This is a genomic window from Seongchinamella unica (assembly GCF_004354085.1).
GTDB classification, from domain to species: domain Bacteria; phylum Pseudomonadota; class Gammaproteobacteria; order Pseudomonadales; family Halieaceae; genus Halioglobus; species Halioglobus unicus.
On the sequence record NZ_SMSE01000002.1, the window covers coordinates 389,581 to 405,249 of the forward strand.

At 60.7% G+C, this 15,669-nt stretch carries 14 protein-coding genes and 1 riboswitch; of the genes, 7 read left to right on the forward strand and 7 right to left on the reverse strand.

Going from position 1 to position 15,669, the window contains the following annotated elements:
• The first annotated feature begins 65 nt into the window (after positions 1-65).
• Positions 66-1,322: a serine/threonine transporter SstT gene (gene sstT, locus E2F43_RS08875; RefSeq protein ID WP_238946822.1), complete on the forward strand. Its 1,257-nt coding sequence runs from the start codon at positions 66-68 to the stop codon at positions 1,320-1,322.
• Here the strand turns inward: sstT and E2F43_RS08880 are convergent.
• Genes E2F43_RS08880 through cobO form a run of 5 tightly spaced genes read right to left on the reverse strand, consistent with a single transcriptional unit; the run spans position 1,277 to position 6,069 of the window.
• Positions 1,277-2,191, reverse strand: coding sequence for a cobalamin-binding protein (locus E2F43_RS08880; RefSeq protein ID WP_133211785.1), 915 nt, complete (start codon positions 2,189-2,191; stop codon positions 1,277-1,279). The two genes, sstT and E2F43_RS08880, sit on opposite strands and share 46 nt — an antisense overlap.
• On the reverse strand, positions 2,188-2,967 hold the full coding sequence (locus E2F43_RS08885; protein WP_133211787.1) for a heme ABC transporter ATP-binding protein: 780 nt from the start codon (positions 2,965-2,967) through the stop codon (positions 2,188-2,190). The genes E2F43_RS08880 and E2F43_RS08885 overlap by 4 nt, the downstream gene beginning before the upstream one ends.
• Positions 2,967-4,001, reverse strand: coding sequence for a FecCD family ABC transporter permease (locus E2F43_RS08890; protein WP_133211789.1), 1,035 nt, complete (start codon positions 3,999-4,001; stop codon positions 2,967-2,969). Before E2F43_RS08890 ends, E2F43_RS08885 begins: the two co-directional genes overlap by 1 nt.
• On the reverse strand, positions 3,998-5,443 hold the full coding sequence (locus E2F43_RS08895; protein WP_133212977.1) for a cobyric acid synthase: 1,446 nt from the start codon (positions 5,441-5,443) through the stop codon (positions 3,998-4,000). Before E2F43_RS08895 ends, E2F43_RS08890 begins: the two co-directional genes overlap by 4 nt.
• A 17-nt stretch (positions 5,444-5,460) precedes the next feature.
• Positions 5,461-6,069 (reverse strand): cob(I)yrinic acid a,c-diamide adenosyltransferase, encoded by a 609-nt coding sequence (gene cobO, locus E2F43_RS08900; RefSeq protein ID WP_133211791.1) that lies wholly within the window; start codon positions 6,067-6,069, stop codon positions 5,461-5,463.
• A 97-nt stretch (positions 6,070-6,166) separates the two neighbouring features.
• A riboswitch (cobalamin riboswitch) is annotated at positions 6,167-6,312 on the reverse strand.
• Between the two features lie 92 nt (positions 6,313-6,404).
• Here cobO and E2F43_RS08905 point away from each other — a divergent pair.
• The 6 genes from E2F43_RS08905 (at position 6,405) to E2F43_RS08930 (ending at position 11,753) form a co-directional block, all read left to right on the forward strand.
• The gene (locus E2F43_RS08905; protein ID WP_238946823.1) at positions 6,405-6,920 is read left to right on the forward strand and encodes a DUF501 domain-containing protein; all 516 of its coding nucleotides are present in this window, start codon (positions 6,405-6,407) and stop codon (positions 6,918-6,920) included.
• A gap of 46 nt (positions 6,921-6,966) precedes the next feature.
• Complete coding sequence (locus E2F43_RS08910) at positions 6,967-7,320, forward strand: c-type cytochrome (protein ID WP_133211795.1); 354 nt, start codon at positions 6,967-6,969, stop codon at positions 7,318-7,320.
• A gap of 2 nt (positions 7,321-7,322) precedes the next feature.
• Positions 7,323-8,696: a D-arabinono-1,4-lactone oxidase gene (locus tag E2F43_RS08915; RefSeq protein WP_133211797.1), complete on the forward strand. Its 1,374-nt coding sequence runs from the start codon at positions 7,323-7,325 to the stop codon at positions 8,694-8,696.
• A complete protein-coding gene (locus tag E2F43_RS08920) occupies positions 8,696-9,994 on the forward strand; it encodes a DSD1 family PLP-dependent enzyme (RefSeq protein WP_133211799.1) in 1,299 nt (432 codons plus the stop codon). Before E2F43_RS08915 ends, E2F43_RS08920 begins: the two co-directional genes overlap by 1 nt.
• A 2-nt stretch (positions 9,995-9,996) precedes the next feature.
• Positions 9,997-10,596 carry an IMPACT family protein gene (locus E2F43_RS08925; protein WP_238946824.1) on the forward strand — a complete coding sequence of 200 codons (600 nt, stop codon included), beginning with the start codon at positions 9,997-9,999 and terminating at the stop codon, positions 10,594-10,596.
• A gap of 92 nt (positions 10,597-10,688) precedes the next feature.
• Positions 10,689-11,753: a 3-deoxy-7-phosphoheptulonate synthase gene (locus E2F43_RS08930; protein WP_133211801.1), complete on the forward strand. Its 1,065-nt coding sequence runs from the start codon at positions 10,689-10,691 to the stop codon at positions 11,751-11,753.
• A 56-nt stretch (positions 11,754-11,809) separates the two neighbouring features.
• Here E2F43_RS08930 and E2F43_RS08935 read toward each other — a convergent pair whose 3' ends face one another.
• A complete protein-coding gene (locus E2F43_RS08935) occupies positions 11,810-14,131 on the reverse strand; it encodes a TonB-dependent receptor (protein WP_238946825.1) in 2,322 nt (773 codons plus the stop codon).
• Positions 14,132-14,523: 392 nt separating this feature from the next.
• On the reverse strand, positions 14,524-15,573 hold the full coding sequence (locus E2F43_RS08940) for a DUF481 domain-containing protein (RefSeq protein ID WP_165954250.1): 1,050 nt from the start codon (positions 15,571-15,573) through the stop codon (positions 14,524-14,526).
• Positions 15,574-15,669: the final 96 nt, after the last annotated feature.

The window sequence follows — 15,669 nt, forward strand, 5'->3', positions numbered from 1 at the left end:
TAGCAAACCCCTGACCATCGGCAAGGGGAACTCTGTACCAGCGGGGTGAATTTCCCGTTATAGTGATGCAGGACAATAACCCGCGGGAGCCGGACGGACTGCAGATGAAAGTGACCGAATTGGGCCTGGTGCCGCAAATTCTGATGGGGGTGGTGCTTGGGACCGTCACCGGGCTGTTGTTTCCGGCGCTGGCCGAATCACTGGGCCTGTTGGGCCAGCTGTTCGTAGGTATGCTGAAGGCGGTAGCGCCTTTGCTGGTGCTGGTGCTGGTCATGTCGGCCATTGCCAACCGTCACGAGAGTGGCAGGGATGGCCGCAAGATGATGATGGTGCTGGCCCTGTTTCTGATCGGCATGATAAGCGCTGCGCTGGTGGCACTACTGCTGAGCCAGTTGTTTCCGCAGACCATTGCGCTCACCGGGCCGGCGCAGGGCGCTCCCCCGCAGGCGGTGGGTTCGGTACTGACCGATGTACTGTTCAAGCTCATCGACAACCCGATCAACGCCCTGTTGACCGCCAATTTCCTCGGTTGCCTGAGCTGGGCAGTGTTGCTGGGAGTCGGTTTCCGTTCTGCCCCCGCTGGCTTCCGGCAGAACCTGCAGGTGCTGGCGGATGGGGTCAGCGAAATTGTTCGCTATGTGATCCGCCTGGCGCCTGTCGGTATCTTCGGGCTGGTGTGTTTTACCGTGGCCACCGCAGGGGTAGCGGCATTGGCCAGTTACGCTGGCCTGGCCCTGGTGCTGGTGACGGCAATGCTGGTGATGGCGCTGGTGATTAACCCGTTGATGGTTTTCCTGCTGACCCGTCGTAACCCTTACCCGATCGTGTTTCGTTGTCTGGAGGAGTCGGGTATTACCGCGTTCTTTACCCGCAGTTCTGCGGCCAATATCCCGGTTAATCTCAACCTGGCGAAAAAACTGGGTATCAGCGAAGAGCTATACACCGTGAGTATTCCGGTGGGCGCAACGGTTAACATGACCGGTGCCGCTATTACCATTACCACACTGACCCTGGCGGCCGTTCACACCCTGGGCATTGAGGTTTCATTGCCAGCGGCCCTGCTGCTCTGCGCCATCAGCGCGCTGTCAGCCTGTGGCGCAAGCGGTGTCCCCTCCGGCAGCCTGCTGCTCATTCCCCTTGCCTGTTCGCTGTTCGGAATTTCCCTGGATGTATCCATGCAGGTGGTGGCCGTGGGCTTTATCATCAGCGTCATCCAGGATTCAGCAGAAACGGCCCTGAATTCCAGTACCGATGTGGTGTACACCTACGCTGTCGATCAGTGGGGCAGGCCAGAATCGGCGTTGCCCGTGAACTCCGACTGAACCCTGACGGTATCCAGTTTCCGGCACAGCTCGGCGGCGCCGCTGGCGATGCGGGCAGTGGGACGCTGGATGATGTCCGGGTGGATGTGCAGCAGTGCGCCGGTACTCACCGCCCGCAGGCTGCGATACTGCAGCCAGTTATCGAGCCACTCCGGTCGTGACTCATCCATACCGCTGGCGACAATCGCATCGGGATCCGCCTGCAGCACTGTCTCCAGGCCGATAAGCGGAGCCAGTTGGGGTTCTTCAGCGAAGATGTTACGGCCGCCGCACAGGGCGATCACATGGCTGATCATGTGTTCGCCGTTAATGGTTTGCAGAGGCCGGTTCCAGATCTGGTAGAACACACGAAGGGTTGCCTTGCGGCTGTAGCGCGCCTGTAATTCACTGACCTCCCGCTCCAGCTTGCGGGCATTTTTCTCGGCGGTCTCCGCCGTACCTGCGAGGGTGCCAAAAGCCCGGATCGAGGCTGCGATATCGTCCAGTTCCCGGGGCTCGCTGACGTAGACCTTGAGGCCAAGGCGCTCAAGCTGTGGCAGCGCGGCCATGCCGTTGCCGGATCCCCATAGCACCACCAGGTCCGGATTGAGGGCGACCACGCTTTCCAGGCTCCAGGCATAGGCGCTGCCCACCTGGGGAATCCCGGCAGTGGCGGGAGGGTAGTCACTGTAGCTGACCACGCCCACAAGTTTGCCGCCGGCGCCGGCGCTGAACAGGTTCTCCACGATGTGGGGTGCCAGTCCGATAATGCGCTGGGCCGGCCGTTCCAGGCTGACCTCGCGTCCGCTGGAGTCGACCACTGTGGGCCCGGCCTGGCTGCTGGCAGCGGCAAACAGCACAGTGATCACCGCCAGAATTCGCCGGATCATTGATGGATGACCAGGGGTGCCCCGTTGTCCGGGTGCGGCTGGATATGCACCTGTACGGAAAACACCGTCCTGAACATGTCGCGGGTCAATACCTCAGCGGGCCGGCCGTAACCGGCCTGCGTGCCCTGTTGCAGCAGCAGCAGCCGGTCCGCGTGGGGAGACAGCAGGTTGAAATCGTGACTGGCGAGCATGATTGCGCACCCCCGGCCCGCCAGCAGTGTGACCAGTTCCAGCACCATGCGCTGGTGGGACAGGTCCAGCGCGGAATTTGGTTCATCGAGCAGGAGCAGGCGCTGTGCTGCATCTTCCTCGCGCCAGACCTGGGCGACGGCCCGAGCCAGTTGCACCCGTTGTTTCTCGCCGCCGGACAACTGGGTGTAGGGGCGGTGGCGCAGTCCAGTGGTATCGGTTGCTGCCATGACTTCCTGCAGAATTTTCCGGTCACAGGTCTGGCCAGAGGCGTGTGGTGTACGCCCCAGCAGAATGACTTCCTCCACTGAAAATGGGAAGTTGAGCACAGAGTGCTGTACCTGCATGGCGATGCTGCGCGCGCGCTGCTGCGGGTTTATTTCCACCAGCGGTATGCCACCGAGCAGTAACTGCCCGGCACTGCTGGGAATGCCGCCGGCGATGCAGTGGAGCAGGCTGCTTTTGCCGGCGCCGTTCGGGCCGATCAGGCCCAGGATCTGGCCGGGTGCCAGTTCAAAGCTGATGTCGCGCAGCAGTGGTCGGCCCCAGGGCGCTGCGCTGACGTCCTTGAGTGCCAATCCGCCCATTACTGCATACCGAAATCCCTGCGCCGATGCAGCAGGGAGATAAAGAAAGGAACGCCCACGCAGGCGGTGACGATACCCACGGGAATTTCCGTCGGCGCGATGAGTGTGCGGGCGAGAATGTCCGCCCAGATCAGCAGCAGCGCACCGGCGATAGCGGAGGCGGGCAGCAGGTACCTGTGGTCCGGACCAATTGACAGGCGGATGATGTGGGGCACCACCAGGCCGACAAAGGCGATGGTGCCCGCCATGGCGACCGAGGCGCCGACCGCTACGGCCACCAGTAATACAATCAGCGTTTTTGTTTTCTCCACATTGATACCCAGGTAGCGGGCCTCTGATTCTCCCAGTAACAATGCGTTCAGCGCGGTGGCGTAACGCGGCAGCACTGCGATTACGACCAGCAAAATCGCGGCCGCTATTGCCACCCGCTGGTAGTCGGCGCCATCGAGACCACCCATGCGCCACAGACTGATCCGCCGCAGCACCTCGTTGGAGGAAAACAGTTCCAGGATGTTGCTCATGGCACCGGCCAGGGCAGTGATCGCTATACCCGCCAGCAACATGGTCGCCACCGAGGTGCCGTTCTCGGAATTGGCCAACTGGTAAACAACCACGACCGCCAACATGCCCCCGGTAAAGGCGCCCAGCGAAACCAGGGTCAGTCCCCCCAGGCCGCTGATCCAGCTACCGGCACCGGCGATCACCAGGCTGGCCCCGAGGGAGGCGCCCGCGGTTACGCCGATCAGTGACGGATCTGCCAGCGGGTTGCGGAAAATACCCTGCATGGCGGCACCACTGATGCCAAGCAGGGCGCCCACGAGCCCGGCCAGCAGGGCGCGGGGCAAGCGTATCTGGTTAATGATTATCGCACTGCGCTCAGCGGGTTGCTGGCTGATCTGGCTGATCGCCTGCAGGCTTTCGGCAAACCCGAGGCTGACGCTGCCCAAGGCCAGGGCCGCCAGCAGACTCAACGGCAACAGCAGCAACAGGACCAGGGTCAGCTGGCGAGCGCGGGCTTCACGGGGTCTGTTCATGCCGCCCTGAACCATTGCGGAAATAACTGCCCCAGGTCAAGGTGTTGCTCCAGGCTATCGGCCAGCCGGTCCAGTTCCCGTTCACGGATGGCTGCCCGGTCGATCCCCCTGGCCTGTTCCAGTCCGGCCCAGGTGAGCAGGGCACGGCAGGCGTCGGGGTGGTCGAACAGGCCGTGCAGGTAGCTGCCAGCGACCTGGTTGTCGCTGGAGATGGCGCCGTCTTCACGGCCTTCATCCAGTATTGCAAAGCACGCTGTGCCCGCGTCGCGCCGGGTCTGGCCGCAGTGAATTTCATAGCCCGTAAGCGGGCTGCCCAGAGCCGGGATCTGGCCGCTGGCCTGGCGCAGGGTTTTGCCCGCTAGTAACTCGGTGTCCAGCGGCAGCAGGCCAAGGCCGGCGCTGCACCCGGCTGCGCTCTCAATGCCCTGAGGATCGGCAACCGTCCTGCCCAGCATTTGCATGCCGCCACAAATACCCAGTACCTTACCGCCATAGCGCAGGTGTCGCAGCAGCACCTCAACCCAGCCATTGTCCTGTAGCCAGCGCAGGTCCTCGCGCACGTTCTTGCTGCCCGGAAGAATAATGAGGTCTGCGGGCGGCGGCACCTGTTGCTCACCCACGTAATGCAGCGCTACCTGGGGGTGCAGGCGCAGGCTGTCGAAGTCGGTGTGATTGGAGATACGCGGCAGCACCGGGACAACCACCTGTAAATGCGCTTCCTCTTTTTCCACCTGCCCGCTTTCCAGGGCGTCTTCAGCGTCCAGTTGCAGGTTGTGCAGGTAGGGAATGACCCCGAGTACCGGTTTCCCGGTGCGTTGTTGCAGCCATTGGAGCCCCGATTCAAGCAGGGTTATGTCGCCGCGAAAGCGGTTGATGACGAAACCGCGGACCCTGGCCTGTTCACTGGCGGACAGCAGGGCGAGGGTGCCGGTCAGGTGGGCGAATACGCCTCCACGGTCGATGTCGGCGACGATGATGACCGGCACATCGGCGGCTTCGGCAAAGCCCATATTGGCGATATCCCGGTCCCGCAGGTTGATTTCGGCCGGGCTTCCGGCGCCTTCCACCAATAGTACATCGTGGCGCTGCTGCAGCCGTTGCCAGGCATTCATCACCGTGTCCATGGCCAGTCGCTTGTACCGGTGATAGTCGACGGCATCCATGTCCTGCAGCGGTTTGCCGTTCAATATCACCTGCGCAATCTTGTCGCTGCTGGGTTTGAGCAGTACCGGGTTCATATCCGTGTGTGGATCGATACCCGCTGCCGCGGCCTGTAAAGCCTGGGCCCGTCCGATTTCCCCACCCTGGGGAGTAACGGCACTGTTCAGTGCCATGTTCTGGGGCTTGAAGGGGGCCACGTTGATGCCCTTGCGGGACAGCACCCGGCAGAGCCCAGCGACGAGCACGCTTTTGCCCGCGTCGGAGGTGGTTCCCTGGACCATCAGCGCCAGGGGCACGGTCAGTAATCCACGCCCCGGCGCGCCTTGATGCCGGCCTGGAAGGCGTGCTTGACTTCCTTGACTTCGGATACCGTGTCCATGATCTCCTGCAGCGCCGAACCGCCACCGCGACCGGTCACCACCACGCTCTGTTCTGCTGGTCGGTTTTCCAGTGCCTCGAGAACTTCCTGCTCTGGCAGGTAGTTGTAGGCCAGCATATAGGTCAACTCGTCCAGCACCACAAGATCGTAGGCCGGATCCTCCAGCATCGGCCTGGCCACCGCCCAGGTTTCTTTGGCCGCCTTGATGTCGCCATCGCGGTCCTGGGTGTCCCAGGTAAAGCCGGTGCCCATCTGGTAGAAGTCCACCTGAGGGCATTGCTCCCTGAGGTAAATTTCTTCGCCGGAGAGTTGCTGTCCCTTGATAAACTGCACGACACCCACCTTGTGGCCATAGCCGAGTGCGCGCATCACCATACCGAAGGCTGAACTCGACTTGCCTTTGCCATTACCGGTCAGCAGGATTGCCACCCCACGCTCCGTGTCCGCTGCCTCGATGTGGGCATCGACCCTGGCCTTTTGTTTCTCCATGGAGGCTTTGTGCCTGGCGTTCTTCTTTTCGTCGCTCATGAGGGATACCCGGGTGAGACGTGTTGTTGATGATCAGGGGGAGGGAGCAGGGAACGCGATCGGCAGATCGGCCAACCTGTGTCGAGGCCCTCCGCCCCATCGGTGCTGTGTCCAGGCAGGTATCGGGCTCGCAGCGCAATGCTGTCTACCGTTGCGGGGGCAGCGGTGGCGTTTAACCACACTTCCCATTTAACCCGCCCAGCAGACGGAACTGCGGCGGGCACCTGGCGTGGGCGGGATTGTGGGCGGGTGCCCGATTTTTGTCAAATATCTGCCCTTACCGGATTGGGCTTATGGCGTAGAATAAGCGTCACTTGATATTCAGGAGCATCATCTTGCCGGTAACGGACGCACAGCGATCTCAGGTGGCGAAATTACTGGGACGGGAGCCCCGCGGGCTGCAGGATATCCCGGTGGTCGACTCCCGGGGTCGCCCGAGGGTCATCCGGGTGGCCTCGCTGGTGGATGACAAGCCGTTTCCCACCCTGTTCTGGCTGGTGGACCCGCAACTCAATTACCGTATTGACCAGGAGGAAGCCCGCGGCCTTATCGCCAGGTTGCAGGCCCGCATCGATGCCAGCGCTGCGCTACAGTCGTCAATGGCCGAAGACCATGTGCAGCATATCGCCCTGCGCGACGGATATATGTCAGCCGCTGACAGGGCGGGCATCGCTCGCCTTGGCTTTGCTGATGTCTTCCGGCAAAAGGGCATTGGCGGGATTGCCGATCGCAGCCGGATTCGCTGCCTGCATACCTGGTATGCGGCCCACCTGGTGTGCCCGAATACGGTGGGCGAACTGCTCGACCAGCACTGGCGCGAGGCTGCGGAGGCCGATTGCGTTTCGGGGTAATGGCGCTACACTAATAATAGTGATAACTAATATTGGGGTTGATTTGATGACGTTTCGGATAATTCGCTGCCTGCCGGTGGTTCTGGTGCTGACTGCCTGCGGCGAGCCCGGTGGTGGCAGCGCGGCAGCTGAGGTGGCCAGCCGCTCACTGCAGCCGGCGGAGCCTGCGCTGGCGGACGTCTACAACCGCAGCTGTCGCAACTGCCATACCGTGGCCGCCACCGGCTCTCCCCTGACCGGTGACAGGCCTGCCTGGGAGCCCCGGCTGGCGAAGGGCATGAACACCCTGGTGGACAATGTGGTCAGCGGCTTTGGCGGAATGCCCCCCTTGGGCCTGTGCATGGACTGCGATGCCGACCAGTTTGAAGCACTGATTCAGTTTATGGCCGAGGCTCGTTGATCGTGTTGAACCGCCGCAGTCTGCTCACCGCCCTCGCTGGCCTCGCCGCCGCCGGTGGGTTCGGCGCTCTGCCAGCGCTGGCCGCCGGCAAGCGTCGCCTGCCCTGGCGCAACTGGTCCGGCTCCCAGCAGTGCCTGCCCGAGGCGCGGGTAGCTCCGGCCACCCTCGGTGAATTACAGGAACTGCTGGCTGGCAGTAGTGGGATTATTCGTCCGGTGGGGGCGGGACATTCCTTTTCCCCGCTGGTACCCACTGACGGCACCCTGCTGTCCCTGTCTCGCCTGGGTGGGATCAGTGCCCTCGACAACGAATCCTTGCAGGCCACCATCGGCGGCGGAACCCGGCTGGGTGATATCGGCCAGCCGCTCCAGGATGCCGGCCAGGCGCTGCTCAACATGCCGGATATCGATGAGCAGACGCTCGCGGGCAGCCTGGCCACCGCGACTCACGGGACCGGCAGCGGGCTGGGCTGTCTGTCCAGTTTTGTCACCGGGTTGCAACTGGTCGATGCCCGTGGGGACGTTATCGAATGCGACGCCGATCACAATGCAGACCTGTTCCAGGCGGCAAAGGTGTCCCTGGGCAGCCTGGGGGTGATCACCCAGGTACGCATGCAGAACATGGAGCCCTATCGCCTGCGTCGCGAAACAGTGTGGATGGAACTGGAGGATATTCTCGAGAATGCCGAATCCATGGCCGAACAGCACCGCAATTTTGAATTTTACTACGTGCCATTTTCCGGCTGGGGTTTTACCGATTCCCACGACCTGAGTAACGAGCCGACAGGGGCCACCGACAAGGCAGACCCCAACGCAGGCGTCATGACCCTGAAGTCAGTTCGCGACTGGATGGAATCGGCACCGGCACTGCGGCGTTTCTCCCTCAGTACCTACGCCAGCTTTCTCGACAAGGAGGTGACAGTGGGAAATTCCTGGAGCAATTATGCCAATGAACGCAATGTTCGCTTTAACGAGATGGAATACCACCTTCCCCGCGAGTCGGGTCTGCGGGCCTTGCGCGAGGTAATCGATACCCTGGAAAGCAGCCACCACGAGGTTTTCTTTCCACTGGAAGTGCGTTTCGTAAAGAGTGACGATATCTGGTTGAGCCCCTTCTATGGACGGGAATCCCTGTCAATTGCGGTACACCGCTACTTCGAGGAGGACTACCAGCCCTATTTCAGGGCGCTGGAACCGATCTTCCGCAAGCATGGCGGCAGGCCCCACTGGGGCAAGCTAAATACGCTCAATGCGGGCGACTTTCGCGCGCTTTACCCTCACTGGGATGACTTCGCGGAGATGCGTCAGCAAATGGATCCCGAGGGTCGCTTTCTCAATTCCTACCTGTCCCGGCTCTTTGGGGAGGCGGGCGTCTGATGAAGCGCCGAAACCTCATCCTGGGTGCACTGGGGCTGGCGGGAGCAGGGTGGCTGTTGCGTCCCGCTGACAAAGGCGCCAGTCACAGCGAATATTTCCGTTCAATCAGTGGCGCCCTGAGCCAGTCATCCCGGGCCAGGCCAACGCTGGTGATCGACCGCGCAGCGATGCGGCAGAATGTCCGGACGCTGCAGGGGCATCTCGCCGATCGTTTTGCCTATCGTATCGTCGCCAAGTCACTACCCTCCCTGCCGCTGTTGCAGGAGGTCATGACCCTCAGCGGGAGCCAGCGGCTGATGTTGTTCAACCAGCCCTTCATCAACCAGGTGGCATCAGCCTTCCCGCAAGCCGACGTGTTGCTCGGCAAGCCATTGCCAGTGGCTGCCGCAGGTAATTTCTACAGGACTCACCAGCGCACGGGTGGCTTTGATCCACAACAGCAGCTTCACTGGTTACTGGATTCGCCGCAGCGTGCACAGCAGTATGAAGCGCTGGCGGCAGAGCTGGGCGAAACGCTGTCCGTTTGTATCGAGATCGACGTGGGCCTGCACCGCGGAGGAGTGTCTGACGATGCCGATATGCTGGCAATACTTGACCGCATCCGGCGCTCCCCGCAACTGAATTTCAAGGGCCTGATGGGCTACGAGCCCCATGTGGCGAAGGTACCGGGCTACGGCGCATTGCATGGCCTGGCGCCGATGGATGCGGCCGTTCGCAAGGTCCGTGATTCAGCCATGGAGCGCTATCGTCATTACCTGGCACTCGCGCGTCAGTCGCTGGGCGATGACTGGCCGGATAATCCGGTACTCAATGCCGGCGGCAGTCCCACCTACCAGCTATACGACAGCGGCGAGTTTCCCTTCAACGAACTGTCAGCCGGTTCATGCCTGGTGAAACCCTCCGACTTTGATTTGCCCACCCTGGCCGATCATACCAGCGCCAGCTATATTGCCGCGCCAGTGCTCAAGGCGATGGATCATACCCGCTTGCCGATCGTGGACCTGGGCAGATTGCAGTCTTTATGGGACCCCAACAGGGAGCGGGCTTTCTTTACCGATGGCGGTTACTGGAAGGCCCGTCCGGTCTCGCCCCCGGGGCTGAGCCCCAATGCCATCTATGGCCGCTCCACCAACCAGGAAATGCTGAACGGGTCAGCCAGCGTCAATCTTGCGGTCGATGACTGGGTTTTCCTGCGACCGACCCAGAGTGAATTCGTGTTCCTGCAGTTCGGCGATATCGCGGTATTCGAGCAGGGCCGGATTGTCGAGCGTTGGCCGGTGTTCAGCGTGCAGGCCTGAAGGTGAACCTGCTGATCCCCGCTCGGGAGTGTGAAGCCGAGCTGGTTGTCAAAAAGAGCCGCTTCATTGCCCGCCTGGTTCCTGTGCAGGATCGCGGCCAGGTCAACGCCGCAGTTGCCCGCGCCAGGCTGGACTATCCCGATGCCCGGCATCACTGCTGGGCGTACCTGCTGGGCAGGCCGGCGGACGCCACGGGTGCAGGCATGAGTGACGATGGAGAGCCGGCAGGAACCGCGGGCAAGCCCATCCTTAACGTGCTGCAACACGGTGAACTGGGTAATGTGCTGGTGATCGTTGTGCGCTACTTCGGTGGTATAAAACTGGGTGCTGCAGGCCTGGTGCGGGCCTACGCAAACGCCACCCGGCAGGTACTGGATATCACCCCCGCACAGCGGCTGACCCATTGGCACTGCTACCTGCTGTGCGGTGACTTCAGCCTGGAACAGCCGCTGCGCCATCTGCTGTCGGGGCTCCAGGGCAAGCTCAGCCAGATTGATTACGGTGTTGGTATTGAGGTGCAGCTGCAGCTGGCGGCAGACGATGTCATCCCGGTGCGGAACTTTTGTGCGGCTCATGGCGCTGAACTGAAGGCGGTGGACTGACCCGGTCGCAGCCATGCCAGCGGCTGGCACAAGTGGTATATTAGGCGCCTTTTTCAGCGGGTAAACCCGCAGTAGCAGACGGAAGTGTCCTGATGACAGCTAGTACCGACGATCTACGGATCCAGAAAACCAATGAACTGATCTCCCCCGAGCAACTGATCGGGGAGATCGGTGTCAGTGACAAGGCCGCCGCCATCGTCACCGGCGCCCGCCGCGGTATCCACAATATTTTAAGCGGAGAAGATGACCGCCTGGTGGCCGTGGTGGGCCCCTGCTCCATACATGACCCCGACGCGGCGCGCGAATATGCGGCCAAACTGAAATCCGCCGCTGATGCCCTGGCCGGCGACATTCTGGTGATCATGCGTGTGTACTTTGAAAAACCGCGGACCACAGTGGGCTGGAAGGGGTTGATCAATGATCCGGACCTGAATAACACGTTCCAGATCAACAAGGGCCTGCACCTGGCCCGGCAACTACTGGCGGATCTGGCGGAGATGGGCCTGCCTACCGGCACTGAATACCTGGACCTGATCAGCCCCCAGTACTATGCCGACCTGATTTCATGGGGCGCCATTGGCGCCCGCACCACCGAGAGCCAGACTCACCGGGAACTTGCCTCGGGCCTGTCCTGTCCGGTGGGTTTCAAGAACGCCACTGACGGCGATATCCAGGTGGCGATAGACGCAATCAAGTCTGCTTCTCAGCCCCACAACTTCCTGTCCGTCACCAAGCAGGGGCACTCGGCGATTTTCCAGACCGCCGGCAACGAGGATTGTCACATTATTCTTCGCGGCGGCAAGCATCCCAATTACGATATGTTCTCGGTGGATGACGCCAGTGCCATGCTGGGCAAGGGCGGGCTGCCGGCGCGCATCATGATCGATGCCTCCCACGCTAACAGCCGCAAGATTCCCGCGCGGCAGATTGACGTGGCAGCCGATATCGCTACCCAGGTCGCCAGGGGCAGCAACAGTATCTTTGGCATTATGCTGGAGAGCAACCTGGTGGAAGGGCGCCAGGACGTGGTGCCCGGCCAGTCCCTGACCTATGGGCAGAGCATTACCGACCCCTGCATTAACTGGGATGCTACCGAACCGCTGTTGCAGGAACTGGCGGCGGCGGTCCGCCAGCGCCGGGGCCAGCGGCGCGGGTAGACCTCAATCGCCCGGGTTTTTGTCCGCACCTCATCGATGGCGTCACGGGTCCGCTGTCAGAAGTTGTAGCGTGCGGTGATGCCGATGGTACGCTCGGCCTGGATGTTGGACTGGGTGTAAGAACCTCCCGAGGCTTCCAGGTCGTACTGGTCGGGCCCCTGTTCATAGGTGACCTCATCGGAGTCGAACAGGTTCTTGGCCCACAGTGACAGGTCCCAGGTAGAGTCGCTGCTGCGCAGCCCGGTATACAGGTTGAGCACCTGGTTGGATTCAAAGCTGCCACGGGTAATGCCGATCCCGGCGGAGGCATCGGTGTTGTCACGGTCATCGGTGAACTTGTAGAGACCGCGTATATACCACTCGGTGGCTGTAAAGGGCATCACGAACTCGGTGTTCAGGCTGACAGTGAGTTCGGGTTCACCGCCCAGATTCTCGCCGCCGATGTCACAGAAACCCAGGATTTCACCGGACTCGCGGTCGTTGCAGGGCGCCTCGGCACCGTCATCCCACTCGCCCTTGGTGTAGGAAAATGCGCCGCCGGCAACCCAGTTTTCACTGATCAGGAACTGGCCTTCCAGTTCCACGCCCCAGATGCTGGCGTCGCCGTTGTGAATAAGACCACCGGAAATGTCCTCGGGCTCACCGAGGTCGTTGAGTACCTGGACGCCGCGCACAAAGCCGAAGTAACCGTCGAACTGCTGGTAATAGACGGCGCCGTTGAGCGTTCCCCTGCCGTCCAGATAGCGGCCCTTGAAGCCGATTTCCACCGAGTCACTGGTCTCCTCGTCGTGGACCAGGTCGGCCTCGCCATTGGGCAGGAACTGCACTGACGGGGTCGGGTTGATCGAGATGCCCGAGGGCCTGTAGCCGCGGTTGTAGGCGGCATACACTGTAGTGGCGTCGCTCCATTCGTACCTCAGGGTCAGCGATCCGGTCACTGCGTCTTCTTCTGTACTCTGGAAGTCGTCGCTGACGCCCTCAATCGGGAAGGACGCCTCCAACTGTTCCTCGATAATGGGCACGAGGAACTCGGGGTAGAACGCAGGTACATAGTTGAGGCCACCGTAGAATACGTCCGCACGACGGAAGGAATCGTAGTCGGTATAACGCAGTCCGACTTCCAGGCTGGTGGCATCGGTGAGATAGAAGGTGTTGTGGGTGAACAGCGCCCACTCTTTGCGGTCTACGGGAATTGCGCCGAAAGACGAAAAGGAGATGCCGGACACGTCACCGGTGATCGGATTCGGCCCGTTGGCGACTGAGCGATGGGAAACGAATTCGGTGCGGGTTTCCTGGTCGAGGTAGAAGACACCCACCATCCAGTCCCAGAAGTCGTTATCCAGCGACGACAGCCGGAATTCCTGGGAGAAGGTGTTCACATCTGTCAATGCTGTCTGGTTGGTCAGGCTCTGTGGGTCAGTAACATAGTTCGCCCGGTCATTCTGGGTGCCAGAGAATTTTTTGCTATCGGTCCAGCCGGTGATGGACACCAGGTCCAGTTCGCCCAGTGACCAGTCGAACTTCAGGTTGTAGAGGTCGTAATCCAACTCGCCGAAATCGTTGGTTTTGCCCAGGGCAATCTTGTCCTCGGCGTCCAGCGTGGGCCGTATACCCAGCGAATCAGAGCCGCTCATACCCTTGGGGTCTTCGATATCACGGTCAAAGTACTGGTACACGAGGGAGGAACTCAGGTTGTCGGTGATCTGCCATTTGCCACTGATGCGTGCCGATTTTGCCTCTGATTCCGGGTCGTCCAGGCCAGTGGTAATGTTCTCCACATCATTGGAGTTGTTCTGGTCATAAACCGCCGCGATACGTACGCCCAACACATCCTCGATAATGGGACCACCCCAGGCGACCTGGGTGTTGATGCCATCGTTGTCACCGAAGGTGGCCTCAACGTAACCGTCGCTGACGCTGGTATCTGCGCCCCGGGTAATGAGGTTGATGGCCCCCCCCGGGGATGTCCGTCCCTGCAGGGTGCCCTGGGGGCCGCGCAGGACTTCCACCCGCTCCATGTCGTACAACTGGGAAAAGGCGACGTCTGTTCGGATCACCTGGTCGTTCCAGAACACGCTGACCACACCGCTCGCACCGGCCTCCGGGTCCAGGCTGATGCCGCGCATGGCAATCGTGCTGTTTCTCGCGTTCGGGGAAATAAGGCTGAGGCCCGCGGTTTGCTGTTCGATATCACCGAATGCCAGGGCATTGAACTTTTCCAGTGATTCGCCGGTCACGACGTTTACCGTGCCGGAAATCTCCTGGATTGTTGTCGCCCGTTTGGTGGCGGTTACGATCACTTCCTCGAGCGCCAGGTTCTGGGCCAACAGCGGTGTGGTTGTGGCGGCCAGCGCGCTGGCGAGGACGGTTCTTTTCACGGAATGGGAATTGTGCATCATTACCTCTGCGGAGTGTTGAAGCCGGTGGCTGACCGACAACACGATTAATTATTCTATGTTGGAGTGACAGCTTGCCCGAAACGATCAAGCTGTTGCAAGTATCTATATACCGGTTCAATCTTTTTGCTTCGACAGTGCTAAGGATTCAATAAAATAACTGCTTTGAACATGGTCCCACCATATCCGGGGCGCGGGGTTCAGATGTTTGTACCCGACTGGCGGGGATGCATGCGGATATCTGGGCTGGCGGGCGGAGGCCACGGTGACACAACTGTCGTGCTCCCGAATGCAGTCGTCACCGTGCTGGCATAAATGTCAGTGCCGTCAGTGGAAAGCAATCGAAATTGCTCCCGGCGGGCCGGGTTTTCAGCTTACAGTTTCCAGCCTACACCGGTGGTAATCGAATAGTCGGTGCTGGAGCCACCACTGCCGGTTTCGTTGTCGGTGGTGACCCAGGCGGACACATCCCAGAACAAGTCCTTGATCAGTTCCCAGCGGATGCGCAAGTTGCCGTCGGTGCGTATCCGGCCGGTATCCGTGAGACTGGGATACACGTTGAAAGTGAGGTCGATATCCAGTTCCGGCGTGTTGAATTTCCAGGTGTTGAAAGTGCTGGACAGGTAAAGTTCCACATCCTGGTTGGTTTCCTGACCGGAAAAACTCTCGGAAATGGCCTGCAGTCCCAGGGCGCCGGTGAAGCGGGTTCTGTGGGTGTCCAGCCAGTACTTACCAAAGCCGGCGCCGACGCCAACCCGATGATTCAGCCCCAGTTCGTCATTGTCTTCATAGTTGGCAAAAATGGATTTGAACGAATCCGAGCGCTGTTTCCGCCACGACCAGCGTTCAATGTCATAACGGGAGCTGTCGCTGTCTCCGCTGTCGGAGGAGGTCAGGTCGGTGCGACCGTTGAGCGATGATACGGAGGTTTGATCCTCGTAACTGATTGCGGTGTTAAAAGACAAGCGCGCGATGGAGGTCGCCTTGGTGAAGGAAAAATTGGTGGAGAGATAGACGTCGAGGCGGTCGAGCAGCTTGTCTTCGATAGGTCGGATTTCAACCACCTGTAACCACTCGATATCGTGTTTGCCAAACAGGTCCACCAACTCAATCTGTCCGGCTCTGGAACCGCTGCCGAAGGACCCATAGAGGCGCTCGCCACTGGTCAGGCGCAACTCGTAGTGGTATTCGCTGGCGACGCTGGCGATTTCCGGCCACTCGATACTGAGAGTTCCCATGGCGTCAGTCTTGAACTGAAGAATTCCGCCATCCATCTCGGCGATTTCCCCGGTAATTTTGTCGCCGTTGTAGAGGGTGACAACGTCCGTCTTGCGGCTTGCCCGGACGTCGTGGCTGAGAGTCACCAGCAGCAAAATAAGCAGAGTCAGCAGCCCGCGGGTCGGGATGGTTGGTGATCGGCGCATAGTCATAGCCGCTTATTGTAGTGTAATTTCGGGTTGCCGCGACTCCGGACGCGGTAAGTCACTGCCGCCCACTGAGCGGAACAGTCATGTTATGCT